Below are 13,311 nucleotides of genomic sequence, written 5' to 3'. Positions count from 1 at the left end.
TGAAGCGCACCAGTACCCGGTACTCGAACTTCGCTGCCAAGAGGTAGGCGGCCATGCAGGTGTGCTGTGGGGATGGGCAGGAATGTCCGCGGCCTCAAGCTCATATGGGATGCAGGGCTTCATTGTCGAGGCGCAAAACTACCTGTAAGCGGAGATTCCCAGGCGCCGGAGACTTGGTGCGCGCAGAGTAATCCGCGCGTCGGAAAGGATTAGGCGCGGCACAGCGCGGTGCCGGAAACACCTGCAGGCCTTCAGGAAGCTCCCAACCTCCGGTGATTTAATCGCAACGTCAGCGCGGCTCAACCCCGTGCTGACGTTGTGCGTGATCACCGAGGCGGGACAGGAGCCCTTGTATGTCCGTGCACCCCATGGTGCCCAAACCGGGCCGCGAGGATCAGCCGCCCCGCAAGCCCATGTCAGGCACGCCGGCCCCCGGCGAGGCAGGTCCGGGCAGGGCGCAGGGCAAGCGTCGGCTGCTGGTCCTTGCCCTCGTCGTGGTCCTGGTCATCGTGGGCACTATCGCGCTGGCCGTGGTCCGGTCGGAGCCGCCGTCGGGTGCGGTGGTTCCCACCCAGCCGGCCGTGCCCGCGGCGCCGGTGGCGGCAGCCCCGCCGTCGTTGCAGGACAGCGTCGACGACATCCTCAGTGAAGCGGACGAATACCGGATCGGGCTGGCGCTCGCGGACGTGTCCGGGGGCGCAGCACGGACGTTCGGCGACCAGGACACGTTCACGGCAGCCAGCACGGCGAAGATCCTCACAGCCGCGGCGTACTACCACCTGGTGGAGCAGGGGCAGGCCAGCCTGGACGAACCCATGGGCGACTATGACGCGGCATTCCAGCTCAAGGCCATGGTCAAAGACAGCAACAACGATTCCTGGCTGCTGCTGATGGAGGCCGTGGGTTACCCGCAGCTGATCACGTACGCGGACTCGATCGGCATCACGTACGACCCCGAACAAAACCTCCTGACTGCCGCGGACATGGCCCTGGTCCTGAAGAAGCTCTACGCGGGGGAACTCCTGGACAAGGACAACACGGATCAGCTGCTCAGCTTCATGCAGGACACCAACAATGAGGACCTCATTCCCGCCGGATCGCGGACGGGGGTGGACGTCCACCACAAGTACGGCGAAGTGTCCGGCGAACTCCACGACGCCGCCCTGCTGAGCTACCGCGGGTCCACCTTCGCCTTGGTGATCTACACGGAGAACCCCGAAGGCGTGCCCGATGACGGCCAGGCGGAGGTGATCCGCGACCTGACCCGGGCGGTGGAGGACGCGCTGTTCCCCGTAGGCCTGACCAGCAAGTAGCGAACGCCACACCCCGCTGCGTGGCCGCCGAATCGTCCCCTGCCCCCGCTGTAAGCCAGACTGTTACCGTGAGCAACAAACCCCGGACTGCCTTGGCCGTCGCCGGCCTCAGCCTGGGCACGGCACTGAACCCGCTGAACTCATCGATGATCGCCGTCGCCCTGGTGGTGCTTCGCGCCGACTTCGGGCTCGACGTCGCTGCTGTGACCTGGGTAATCACCTCCTTCTACCTGGCCTCCGCCGCCGGTCAGCCGGTCATGGGCAGGCTGGCCGACCGGTTCGGGCCGCGGCGGATGTTCCTCCTGGGCATGGGGCTGGTGGCCATCACCTGCGCGCTGGCTCCGCTGGCCCCGAACTTCGCCTTGCTCTGCGTGGCGCGGGCGGTCATGGCACTGGGCACGGCCACGGCGTATCCCAGCGCCGTGGTTATGGTCGGGGCGCTCGCGCACCAGGCCAAGGTGGACACCGCGCGTCCGCTGGGCCGGCTGCAGATGGCGAACACGTCGGCAGCTGCGGTGGGTCCCGTCGTCGGCGGTTTGCTGGTGGGCCTCGCGGGCTGGCAGTGGCTGTTCCTGATCAATGTTCCGCTGTGTCTGGCGGCCCTGCTGATCGTCCGGAAGGCCGCACCGCCGGACACGGTCCGGGAGCGGGGCAGCGTGGCAGAGCTCGTCCGGGACTCGGACGTCCCGGGCATCGCCGCGTTCATCGGCGCCCTGCTGCTGGTCATGATGGCCGCGCTGAACGTGGCGCCGGACTACCGCTGGCTGATGCTGGCCGCCGGAACCGTCATCGCAGCACTGTTCGCCTGGCGGGAACTGCGCTTCGCCAAGCCCTTCCTGGATTTGCGGCTGCTGGCCCGGAACCGTCCGCTGATGCTGGTGTACCTTGCTTTCGCCGTGTTCAGCAGCGTCTACTACTTCGTCTTTTTCGGCCTGCCGCAGCTGCTGCAGGAGGCCGGCGGCTACGATCCCGGCGTCGTGGGCCTGCTGATGCTGCCCCTGGCGGGCATGTCCGTGATCGCCACCCCGTGGGCAGTCTCGGCGATGGGAAGGTTCGGTGTGCGGCGCGTGCTGCTGGCCGGCGTCGTTCTTTTGACCGTGGTGGCGGCACTGATGTGGCTGCTGACCGGCACGCTGGCCATCCCCGTGGTGGCGGTCCTGACCGCGTTGATGGGCGTCCCGTACGGGACCGTGAGCATCGCCTCCAACCAGGGCATGTTCGTTTCCACCCGGCCACAGGACCGCGGCGTCGCTGCCGGCATCTACCAGACCTGCCGCTACGTCGGCGCGATCACCGCCACCGTGATGATCGGGGTCTTCGCGTCCGGCGGGGTGCACCAGGACAGCTGGATGCGGATGGTGCTGGCCATGCTGGTCCTCTGTGCTGTGACCTTGGGGATTTCCGTGTTTTGGCGGCAGCAAAAGGCGTAGCCCACCCCTAGGAAGTGCTCGGGGGAGCGTGCCATGCTGGCCCCATGGGAAACATGATGGCTCTGGGCAACGCCGAATCCTCCGTCCAGGCGTACGTCAGCGAACCAGCCGGGACTCTTAAGGGCGGGCTGGTGGTGGTCCACGAAGTGTGGGGGCTGGTGGGCCACACCAAGGATGTGGCGGACCGCTTTGCGGCGGAAGGCTACCTGGCAGTCGCCCCGGACCTGCTGTCCGGAGCCGGCGGCACCGCCGACCTCACAGGGGAGCTGCAGCAGGCGGCGTTCGATCCCGAACAGCGCAGCAACGCCCAGCCGCGCCTGCGGAAGCACATGGCGCCCATGCGCTCGCCGGACTATGCCAAGCACGCCGTCGCCGCCCTGCATGCCTGCTTCGACCACCTGGAAGGCGTTCCAGGACTGGCGGGCCGGGTGGCCGCAACGGGCTTTTGCCTGGGCGGGACATACACGTTCTCACTTGCCGTTGCCGAACCCCGGCTGCGCGCCGCCATCCCTTTCTATGGCCACGCCGAGTTCAAGGACACCGAGCTGCGCGCCATCAACTGCCCCGTCCTGGCCTTTTACGGCGAACAGGACACGGCCCTCATGGAGGAGCTGCCCGGGCTCAAGTCACAGATGCGGAAAGCCGGGGTGGACTTCGAAGCGGTGGTGTATCCGGGCACCGGCCACGCCTTCTTCAACGACACCAACAGGTACACCTACAACGCGGAAGCAGCCGCCGACTCCTGGGCCCGGACGCTCGCCTTCCTTGAGCGGAGCCTGGGGACCTAAGAGCGGCGGCAGCCACTCACGGGCAGTAATGCGCCTCACGGTCGTACTGGACGGAGCCCCGCACCTGATGGGAATCCTCCCGTTCCCAGCACTGCCGGGTGCCGTCCGGGCTTGTGAAGGTGCTTTGCTCCCGGTAATGCTGGCCCATCTCGAACACCTGTCCGTCGCGGACCAGGATGTGGGTGTGCGTCTGGGTGCTGATGGTCGCAGAGGTGCTCCCGTCATTGGAGGTCAGGGTGTCCGTGTAGTTGCTGGAGGACGAGGTGGACTCGTTGCCGCTGGGCGTTGAGACGTGGTTGCTGACCACAATGCCTGAACTGCAGGTCCGGACCTCGCTGTAGGGCGTGCACTCATTGAACTTGCTGACGTCCGCTCCGTTGCTGCTTGCGGCCTGCGCCGGGGCTGCGAAGGCCGCAGCCCCGAGGGCCAAGGCAGTGCCAATGACGGTGGTGCGTTTCGTGAGCATAGCGATGTGTCCTTTCGGGGTAAGGGACACGTGCCCTGTGCCCCGAATGCACAACGGAAACAGCCCCCAGCCGCTCCTGGCCCCTTCAGCCAGCCGCCCCTTAACTGTGGCCGGTCCCCATCCCTGCCCGTAGGGCCATTGGTCCCGGACGGGACGACGACGGCGCACACCGCCGTCGTACCTCCTCAGCGGATCAGCCGGGCTCCTCGGTGACCGGGGTGACGCGGATCCGGGCGATCCGCAACCGGTCCATGCCGAGGACCGTCAGGACGTACCCGGCGATCTGGACCCTGTCACCGGCGGCGGGCAAGCGTCCAAGGCGGTCCAGCATGAACCCGGCCACTGTCTCATAGTGGCCCTCGGGCAGGGCGATTCCGGACGCCGCCGTGAACTCCTGGAGGATCAGGCCGCCGTCCACGTCGATGGTGCCGTTGGCCATGCGGACGCGGTCCTCGTGCTCGGCGCCGGTGTCGTACTCGTCGTAGATCTCGCCCACCAGTTCCTCCACCAGGTCTTCGAGCGTGACCACACCGTCCGTGCCGCCGTATTCATCCACCACCAGTGCGATGTGCTGGTTGGCCTTGCGCATCCGGGACAGTGACGGCAGGACGCGGTTGGTGCCGGGCATGGCAAGGATTTCCCGGACGATGTCCCGCACCGGGCGCCGGTCCTGCGCCTCGTCCCCGGGCATGAGGTCGCGGATGTGCACAAAGCCCAGGATATCGTCGGGGCTCCTTCCGATGACTGGAAACCGTGAATAGGGGCCGTCCCGGACCATGCTGCGGGCATCCGTGATGGTCATGGCGCCGTCGATGAAGGTGGCCTCCGTGCGGGGGCGCATCACCTCCTGCAGAGTCCTGTCCCCAGCGCCAAACACGTCGGCAAGGATGTGCCGGCTGCTCTCCTCGAGCATCTCGTTCTCCGCCACCATGTCCCACAGTTCCTCGGACGTGACGCTGGGCCGCCTCGCGTGCGGATCCCCACCCAGGAGCCGGACCACGGCATCGGTGGACTCCGACAGCAGCCAGATGACGGGCCGCATGGCGTGCGAGAGGGCAATCAGCGGCGGGGCCAGGACCCTGGTGAAGGCGACGGGGCTTTGCAGCGCCAGCCTCTTGGGTGCCAGTTCGCCCAGCACAAGGGAAAGGTAGGCCACCAGCAGGGTCATGCCGATGAAGGACACGGGCGCGGCCGCAGCACCCAGCCCGATGGTTTCGAGGAGGGGCACGACGTCGGGCGCGATCGCCGAGGCGCCGTAGGCCGCCGAGAAGAACCCGGACAGGGTCACCCCGATCTGGACTGTTGAGAGGAACCGGTTGGGGTTGCGGGCCAGGGCGGCAGTGCGCGCACCGGTGTCGCCGGACTTCTCGATGCGGCGCACCTGGCTTTCACGCAGGGAAACAAGAGCCATCTCAGCCGCCGCGAAGACTCCGCCCAGCAGCACGAAACCGAGAACCAACGCAATATTGACCAGGGCGCCGCTGTCCATGACAGAACATTACCCACCCGCCGACTGATTGGCGCCTGACGGCCGCCTGCTCAGGAGGCGGCAGCGCGCGGACGGAGCCGAAGAGCCTGCATTCCGCCGTCCACTGCCAGGTCCACTCCGGTGGTGGACCCGGAGAGCGGGCTGGCAAGGTAAACCACGGCTGCCGCTACTTCCTCAGGGGAGACCAACCGGCCGTGCGGCTGGCGTGCCTCCAGCGCTGCCCGCTCCGCCGCAGGATCCGGTGCGGTGGAGAGGAGCCTGCCAATCCAGGGAGTGTCAGCAGTCCCCGGGTTCACGCAGTTGACCCTGATGCCTTCCTGCAGGTGGTCGGCGGCCATGGCCAGGGTAAGTGACAACACTGCACCCTTGGTTGCGCTGTACAGGGCACGCTGGGGGAGCCCGGCGGTGGCGGCGACCGAGCATGTGTTGACGATGGCCGCGTGGGCGGACCGTCGCAAGTACGGCAGCGCAGCCCTTGAAACCCGGACCATGCCCAGCACGTTGACGTCGAACACCCGGTGCCACTCGGCGTCGTCATTTGCCTCGATGGTGCCCTGCGCACCCACCCCGGCATTGTTGGCCACGACGTCGATCCCGCCGAGCTGCTCCGCAGCCTCTTCGATGGCCCGGCGGACGGAGGCATCGTCGGAGACGTCGCATTGGATGGCTTTCACTCCCGCCGGCGCCTGGTCAGGGTTGAGGTCAAGGATGGCGACGTCAGCTCCGCGCTCCTGGAGCAGTTTCGCAGTGGCTGCCCCAATCCCGGAGGCTCCGCCGGTAACGATGGCCTTGATTCCTGCAAACTCCATTGTTGGTCCTTTCGTGGTTAGCCCTGGAAGAATTCCTGGCGCTGGCGGCCGAGTCCCGCTACTTCAAGTTCGACGACGTCCCCGGCCTGAAGGTAGGGAAAACGCCCGGACAGGGCTACTCCCTCCGGGGTGCCGGTGCAGATCAGGTCTCCGGGCTCAAGGACCAGGAACTGGCTGAGGTCATAGATAACCTGCTCCACGCCGAAGATCAGGTCACGGGTGGAGGAGTCCTGGCGGATTTCGCCGTTCACCCAACTGCGCAGCCGCAAGCCGCCGGCATCCACCTCGTCCGGGGTCGCGAGGTAAGGGCCCGTGGGGCAAAAGCCCGCACAGCTCTTTCCCTTGGACCACTGGCCGCCGGATACCTCCAGCTGGAATGTCCGCTCCGACAGGTCGTTGACGGTGACGAAGCCTGCGATGCAGTCACGGGCCTGCGCCGGGGAGTCCAGGTAGGAGGTGCGCCGGCTGATGACCACGCCCAGTTCCACTTCCCAGTCGGTCTTGGTGGAACCACGCGGGATGGCCACGGGATCGAACGGCCCGGCGACAGTGTTCGGGGCTTTGTGGAAAATGATGGGCACGGAAGGGGGAGCCGAGCCTGATTCGGCGGCGTGGGCTGCGTAGTTCATACCGACGCAGATGACGGAGGACGGCCTGGCGATCGGAGCCCCGATCCGTGCTCCGTCGACGGGGAGCTCCGCCAGTTCTCCGGCGGCGAGTGCTGCTGCCGCCCGTCCTGGCCCGTCGGATTCCCAGAAGTCGGCGTCGATGTCTTTCGCCACCTGTTCCAGGGAGTAGTACTTCTTTTCGTGCAGCAGGGCGGGGACTTCCTTGCCCGGGGCACCTATGCGAGCAAACTGCATTCGTGTCTTCTTTTCGTGGTTGGAGGTGGTTGTTGCTGTCAGCTGATCAGTCCGCGGTCCCGGAGGTCGGCCCACAGCTGGTCAGGGACGGACTGCGAGGCCAGGTCCAGGTTTTGCTTCACCTGCGCCGGCGTCCGCATGCCCAGGACAACGCTGGTCACGGCCTGGTGCTGGTATGGGTAGTGGAGGGCTGCGGCGGGAAGCGTGGTGCCGTGCGATTCGCAGATGTCCGCCAGCAGGTTGGCCCTGTCCAGAAGTTCCTGGGGCGCGGATGCGTAGTTGTAGGTGGCATTTGCGGCGGGCCGTTCCTTGGACAGCAGGCCTGAATTGAAGACGCCCACATTGACAACGCCGACTCCGCGTTCCAGGCAGGCGGGGAGCAGGGCCTGGGCCGCACCTTGCTCCAGCAGCGTGTACCGGCCTGCGAGCATGACCACGTCGATGTCCGTCTCGGTAACGAACCGGTGGAGCATCTCCGCCTGGTTCATGCCGGCACCCCAGGCTCCGATCACGCCTTCGTCGCGCAACGCGGACAGTGTGGGGGCAGCGCCTTCCACCGCCTCGGTCCAGTAGTCGTCAGGGTCGTGGATGTAGACGACGTCGATCCGGTCAGTGCCCAGCCGCTGCAGGCTTTCCTCGATGGAGCGCAGCACGCCGTCGCGTGAGTAGTCCCGGACGCGGTGGAGGTCGTCAGGGACGTCGAAGCCCTCCGTGTCCTCGCCCTGCGGTGAAGGGTTGGGGCGGAGGAGCCGCCCGATCTTGGTGCTGAGGACGTAACTGCCCCGGTCCTGGCCGGCCAGCGCGGCGCCCAGCCGGCGTTCGGACAGACCCAGCCCGTAGTGCGGCGCGGTGTCGAAGTACCGGACGCCGCCCTCCCAGGCCGCGGTGACGGCGTCGAGCGCTTCCTGCTCCGGCACCTGCCGGTAAAGGTTCCCGATGGGGGCGCCGCCGAAGCCGAGCACCGGCAGTTGAACGGTGGTGCCGGGGATGGTGCGGGTTTCTGCTTGCATGTCAGTCCTTTTCCTGGTTGGTGGCTGTCTGCCCTGCGTCGTCCCTGAGCTGGTAAACCCGCGCGGCCGTTCGGTGACTGACGCTGCCGCGCTCGCTGTCGGAAGCGCCCGCCATCGCCTTGTCCACGATGGTGATCCAGTCCTGGTACGCGGCCGGGCTTGTCAGTGAGACGGGACAGTCGCTGCCGATCATGCAACGCTCCGCACCGAAAAGGTGCAGCGTCTCCTGGATGAACGGCAGCGCCTGGGGCGCCAGGGCACGGTGCGGGTCCGCTTCGGCGCCGACCCCCGAAATTTTGACGACGACGTTTTCCTGCCGGGCCAGCTCCTGCATGCCGCTGCGCCACGCCGTGAGCTCGCCGCTGGCGACAGGTGGCTTGCCCATGTGGTCCAGCACAATCAGCAGGTCAGGGACGCAGCGGGCAAACTCCGCCAAGGCAGCGAGCTGCCTTGCGCGGATACACGCGTCAAAAACCAGTCCCGATGCTGCCACCTGCCGTGCGCCGGCCAGCGTGGCCGGGTGCAGCATGAACGATTCGTCCCGGTCCTGGAACAGCTGGCGCACCCCGCGGACCAGCGGCCGTTCCAGCAGTTGGTCCAGGTCCTGCCCAACGGCGTCACCACGGCTGATGGGGGCGAAAGCCACAATCCCCGCCAGCTGCGGCCAGCCTGCGCGGAGGCCGCTCACCCAGTCCACTTCCTTCAGGGCCTGGTCATCACGGCAGTCGGCCTGGACAAAAATGGCCGCCCGGATGTTGGCCGCCATGTGCGGGAGGTGTTCGGGCAGGAACGGCCTGTTCAGGTGGGGTGCTTCCGAAAGCCAGGCGTAGTTGAGCACGGCCGGATCCCACACGTGGACATGCGAATCAATGACCGGGGCTGAAGTCGCCTCCATCACGCCGTGCCGTCGGGCCGGACACCGATGGTCAGTAAGAGGTTCGCATAGTGCCGCGTGTCACCGCTGGCAATGACGACGGCGACATCAGGTGAGCGGGCCGCGTCATAGAACTCGAAGCGCTGATGGGACTCGATGGGGACGTTTCCGCCAAGGGTGCTTTCATAGCCCTTGACGGCTTCCGTCCAGTTGCCGTCCGGTGGCGTCATCACTGCTGCTGCTTCCAGGGGCACCGCATCGACCAACACTTCAAGGATCTGGTCGATGGACAGCAGGCCGGGCCGAAGGTTCAGCGCGATCCGCCGTGCGGAGGCTGGCGCCCCGGTGTTGTGCGGGTAGTTGGCATCAGCGATGAGGATCTTCGAGCCGTGCCCGGACTCGGCGAGCGCAGCCAGCAGTCCCGGATGGATGAGGGTGTAGTTGATCATGCCTGCGCCTCCCAGCGTGCGCTGGCGAAGGCAACCCGGCCGGGTGGGTTGGCGGCCCGCCAGGACTGTTCTGCCTGGCCAGTGTCAGTTCCTGCCCAGTAGCTGCCATAGGGGAAGGCGAATTCCTGCAACGTCTGTTCCTTCAGTTCGGCCGAGTATCCCGCGTTTGCCGGCATGACATACGCGCCATCGCTGATGATGCACGGATCCACGAAATGCTCGTGAAGGTGGTCCACGAACTCCGTCACCCTCCCTGTGAGATCGCCTGACACGGCAATGAAATCGAAGATGGACAAATGCTGGACCAGCTCGCACAGGCCCACGCCGCCCGCATGCGGGCACACCGGGATGCCGAACTTTGCCGCCATCAACTGCACCGCGAGGACCTCGTTCACACTGGCGAGACGGCAGGCATCCAGCTGGCAGTAATCGATGGCGCCGGCCTGGAAAAGTTGCTTGAAGAGCACACGGTTCATGCCGTGTTCCCCGGTGGCCACCCCGATCGGCTGGACCGCGCGCCGGATTTCGGCGTGCCCTAGGACATCGTCCGGACTGGTGGGCTCCTCGATCCACATTGGGCTGAATTCGGCGAGCTGCTTGACCCAGTCGATGGCCTGCGGAACATCCCACACCTGGTTTGCGTCGATCATCAGGTTTCCCTCAGGTCCGATGACCTCGCGGGCGATGCCGAGGCGGCGGATATCGTCCTCCAGGGACGCGCCTACCTTGAGCTTGATGTGACGGTACCCCTGGTCCACCGCCTCCTGGCACAGCCGCCGGAGCTTCTCGTCCGAGTAGCCCAGCCAGCCCGCAGACGTGGTGTAGCACGGGTAGCCGTTTTCAGTCAGCTGCCGGATGCGCTCGTCCCTGGTCGGGGCAAGGCGGGCCAAGAGGCCGAGCGCTTCCTCGCGGGTCAGGGCGTCGGAAAGATAGCTCAGGTCGGCGGCATCAACGATCTGCTCAGGGGTCATGTCCGAGAGCAACCGCCACAACGGCTTCCCTGCCCGCCGCGCCGCGAGGTCCCAGACCGCGTTCATGACAGCTCCAAGGGCGAGGTGTTCCACGCCCTTGTCCGGCCCCAGCCAGCGGAGTTGGGAATCGCGCTTCAGGCCACGGTACGTTTCCCCGGGGTTGCCGCAGATACCGTCTAGATCCTGTCCCAAAAGAGGCCGGGCGCGCAGTTCCATGGCGGCGGCGCAGATTTCGTTGCCGCGGCCGATGGTGAAGGTGAACCCGCAGCCGTACAGCGCAGGGTCGTCTGTTTTCAGCACAATGTAGGCGGCGGAATAGTCGGCGTCGTGGTTCATGGCGTCCGAGCCGTCCGCCGACAGCGACGTGGGAAACCGCACGTCGAACACGTCATATCCGGTGATGTGTGGCAAGGTGAGCCCTCCAGGTCGAGGCGATGGAGACGACGCTCCAGCAACGTTGCGAGCGTCATCTGATGTATTTGGAAGTATTTGATGAGAATATAGGAGCAACCTGCTTTTTCCAAGCAATACATCTGATGAAAGTGATTTTTTGAGTGAGAGTTCAGCTAAGGAAGTGCCAAGAAAGGCGGTTACCATGACCAGCAGCCCCGCCAACGGCTCAATGTCCCAGACCGACGTCGTGATCTCGGGCGTCAAGCGGATGCTGTCCTCTCGCCGGCTCCGGCCCGGGGACCGCTTGCCCATCGAGAAGGACCTTGCCGCGGAACTGCAGGTCTCCAGGGGCTCGCTGCGCGAAGGCGTCCGCGCCCTGTCGACTATGGGGATCCTGGAAACCCGGCAGGGAGCAGGAACTTTCGTCACCAGGCTGGAGCCCTCGGCCCTCCTGTCCGCCATGGAGTTCTGGGTGGGCCTGCAGGACGGCGAACGGGCGAACCAAGTCCATACCGTTCGCCGCGCGTTGGAGACCGAGGCGGCAGCCGCTGCGGCGATCTGCATCGGCAAGGAGCGGCTTGACGAAGCTGGGCGCATCCTTGAGCGGGCCCACGCGGCCATCCATTCGGACCCCGTTCAGCATGAAGCTGCCATGCAGTGCGACGTGGAGTTTCACCGGCTGATCGCAGAGGCGTCCGCCAATCACGTACTGTCCGCGCTGATCGAGACGGTTTCCACCAACACGATCAGGGGGCGGATGTGGCGGTCCATTCACGACAACGAGGGGCTGCTGGCCACGCATCGCGAACACCTCGGCATCCTGGAAGCGCTCCGCAGGCATGACGTAGACCGCGCCAGGACCCGGATGGCCAACCATCTTTACGCAGTAGAGGACTACGTGACGGCCATTCCCGAGCCGGATCTTGGGGATCAGCCAGCGGATGCCGCGGCGGTTCTTGGTGAGGGGAAAAGTGGCAGTTAGCGCTTATTCGTCTGATGTTGTTGGCGGAAAATTGCGAAAACAGGCGGACCTTGCCACCGTCGGGGCTTATTTTCGAACAAAGATCAGATGATTCCTTGACTTCCTGAGGGACCGGGGGTCATTCTGTTGGAACAGGGGTTGCGGAAATCCATCAGGCAGGCCACGAGGACGTCGCCTGGCAACCTTTGTCCCCAGCTATGAAAGGACATTCATCGTGTCGAACAACCGCGTTACCAGTCGTCTGCTGACAGCGGCAGCGGTGGCAGCCCTCGCGGCGGGATCATTGAGCGCTTGCGGTTCAAGCGCAGGTTCGTCATCAGATGGGGGCAAGGAAGCCTCCTCGATGTACACCTGGATCACCAACGAAAGCGACCGGGCGCAGTGGCAGGCTTTTGTGGATGCCGCCAAGAAGAAGGACCCGGAGTTCAACCTGACGCTCGAGGGCCCAAGCTTCAACGACTACTGGACAAAAGTTAAGACGCGGTTGTCCAGTTCCGGTGCACCCTGCATCATTACTACACAGGCCGCCCGTGCCCAGGAACTCAAGGACCTGACAGTGCCGCTCGACGACATGGTGAAGAGCAACAACGTTGACGTCTCCATGTACAACAAGGCGATGATCGATGGCTTGACGGTTGACGGAAGCCTCCGTGGTATTCCCTACGACGCCGAACCCGTGGTCCTGTACTACAACAAGGACCTTCTGGCAGCTGCCGGCGTCAAAGAACCTGGCTTGGACTACACCACCACCCAGTTCACCCAAGACCTCAAAGCGCTGACCAAGGACGGCGTGTCCGGCCTGGCGGTTCCGCCGGGCTTTGGCTCCGGACCCGGCCTGCCTCTCGCTTTCGCCAACGGCAACGGGCCGGTGAAGGACGGAAAGCTTGACCTCACGAACGAGGGTCTGGTGAAGGACCAGCAGTTTGCGTTCGACCTGGTCGCGAAGGACAAGGTGGGCAACCCGCCGCAGGCCTCCGACGGTACGGACGTTCCCGAGCAGCAGTTCATGAGCGGTAAAGCGGCCATGATCATCGACGGCCCGTGGATGTACGAGACGCTGACGACGAAGACCCAGGGCAAGGTGGGAATCGCCGTGGTTCCGTCCACCTCGGGAAAGAGTGTCGGCATGATCCAAGGATCCGCCTTCGCCATTGCCGCGTCCTGCAAGGACAAGGAGGCGGCCTTCAAGAACATCATGAAGATCACGACGCCTGAAGTGGTTGGAGCTGTGGGAGCCGCCCGCGGGACGGTGCCGTCCGTGGAGTCCGCCGTCAAGGACTGGGCCGGCAACAAGCCGGCGGCCGACGTCTCCGTGGTCGAATCGCTGCTCAAGTCTGGCCGCCCCTTGGTGACTACGCCCAACTGGAACCAGGTGGAAACGAACTTCAGCCAGTACTCGGGTGAAGGCTTCCGGGGCAGCAAGTCCGCCCGGGAAATCTTCTCCACCATCGCGAACTCCGCCAAGTAATCCTCC

General features: G+C 65.5%; 13 protein-coding genes. 5 read left to right on the top strand and 8 right to left on the bottom strand.

Going from position 1 to position 13,311, the window contains the following annotated elements:
* Nucleotides 1-353 precede the first annotated feature (353 nt).
* The 3 genes from QF031_RS15750 (at nt 354) to QF031_RS15740 (ending at nt 3,531) form a co-directional block, all read left to right on the top strand.
* Nucleotides 354-1,313: a serine hydrolase gene (locus tag QF031_RS15750; RefSeq protein ID WP_307430153.1), complete on the top strand. Its 960-nt coding sequence runs from the start codon at nt 354-356 to the stop codon at nt 1,311-1,313.
* A 68-nt stretch (nt 1,314-1,381) separates the two neighbouring features.
* Entirely contained in the window at nt 1,382-2,743 is a 1,362-nt protein-coding gene (locus QF031_RS15745; RefSeq protein ID WP_307430150.1) for an MFS transporter, read from the top strand.
* A gap of 44 nt (nt 2,744-2,787) precedes the next feature.
* A complete protein-coding gene (locus QF031_RS15740) occupies nt 2,788-3,531 on the top strand; it encodes a dienelactone hydrolase family protein (protein ID WP_307430148.1) in 744 nt (247 codons plus the stop codon).
* Between the two features lie 16 nt (nt 3,532-3,547).
* Here QF031_RS15740 and QF031_RS15735 read toward each other — a convergent pair whose 3' ends face one another.
* The 8 genes from QF031_RS15735 to QF031_RS15700 all read right to left on the bottom strand — a co-directional run bounded on the left by QF031_RS15735 (nt 3,548) and on the right by QF031_RS15700 (nt 10,873).
* Nucleotides 3,548-3,997, bottom strand: a complete 450-nt coding sequence (locus QF031_RS15735; protein ID WP_307430145.1) for a hypothetical protein — start codon at nt 3,995-3,997, stop codon at nt 3,548-3,550.
* 193 nt (nt 3,998-4,190) lie between these two features.
* Nucleotides 4,191-5,486: a hemolysin family protein gene (locus QF031_RS15730; protein ID WP_307430142.1), complete on the bottom strand. Its 1,296-nt coding sequence runs from the start codon at nt 5,484-5,486 to the stop codon at nt 4,191-4,193.
* A 50-nt stretch (nt 5,487-5,536) separates the two neighbouring features.
* Nucleotides 5,537-6,295 (bottom strand): SDR family NAD(P)-dependent oxidoreductase, encoded by a 759-nt coding sequence (locus QF031_RS15725; protein ID WP_307430139.1) that lies wholly within the window; start codon nt 6,293-6,295, stop codon nt 5,537-5,539.
* Between the two features lie 17 nt (nt 6,296-6,312).
* Nucleotides 6,313-7,158, bottom strand: coding sequence for a fumarylacetoacetate hydrolase family protein (locus QF031_RS15720; protein WP_307430136.1), 846 nt, complete (start codon nt 7,156-7,158; stop codon nt 6,313-6,315).
* A 38-nt stretch (nt 7,159-7,196) separates the two neighbouring features.
* A complete protein-coding gene (locus QF031_RS15715) occupies nt 7,197-8,168 on the bottom strand; it encodes an aldo/keto reductase (protein WP_307430132.1) in 972 nt (323 codons plus the stop codon).
* Between the two features lies 1 nt (nt 8,169).
* Nucleotides 8,170-9,063 (bottom strand): amidohydrolase family protein, encoded by an 894-nt coding sequence (locus QF031_RS15710; protein WP_307430129.1) that lies wholly within the window; start codon nt 9,061-9,063, stop codon nt 8,170-8,172.
* The gene (locus tag QF031_RS15705; protein ID WP_307430126.1) at nt 9,063-9,491 is read right to left on the bottom strand and encodes an RbsD/FucU family protein; all 429 of its coding nucleotides are present in this window, start codon (nt 9,489-9,491) and stop codon (nt 9,063-9,065) included. The genes QF031_RS15710 and QF031_RS15705 overlap by 1 nt, the downstream gene beginning before the upstream one ends.
* Entirely contained in the window at nt 9,488-10,873 is a 1,386-nt protein-coding gene (locus tag QF031_RS15700; protein WP_307430123.1) for an L-fuconate dehydratase, read from the bottom strand. The genes QF031_RS15705 and QF031_RS15700 overlap by 4 nt, the downstream gene beginning before the upstream one ends.
* 184 nt (nt 10,874-11,057) lie before the next feature.
* Between QF031_RS15700 and QF031_RS15695 the strand changes: the two genes are divergently transcribed.
* Both QF031_RS15695 and QF031_RS15690 read left to right on the top strand, forming a co-directional pair.
* The gene (locus tag QF031_RS15695; RefSeq protein WP_307430120.1) at nt 11,058-11,837 is read left to right on the top strand and encodes a FadR/GntR family transcriptional regulator; all 780 of its coding nucleotides are present in this window, start codon (nt 11,058-11,060) and stop codon (nt 11,835-11,837) included.
* A gap of 343 nt (nt 11,838-12,180) precedes the next feature.
* The gene (locus QF031_RS15690) at nt 12,181-13,305 is read left to right on the top strand and encodes an ABC transporter substrate-binding protein (protein ID WP_307430117.1); all 1,125 of its coding nucleotides are present in this window, start codon (nt 12,181-12,183) and stop codon (nt 13,303-13,305) included.
* The last annotated feature ends 6 nt before the right edge of the window (nt 13,306-13,311 follow it).

Origin of the sequence: Pseudarthrobacter defluvii (genome assembly GCF_030816725.1) — a bacterium.
GTDB classification, from domain to species: Bacteria; Actinomycetota; Actinomycetes; order Actinomycetales; family Micrococcaceae; genus Arthrobacter; species Arthrobacter defluvii_A.
Note: the sequence above shows the minus strand (reverse complement) of the source record. Positions and strands in the feature narration are given on the sequence as shown.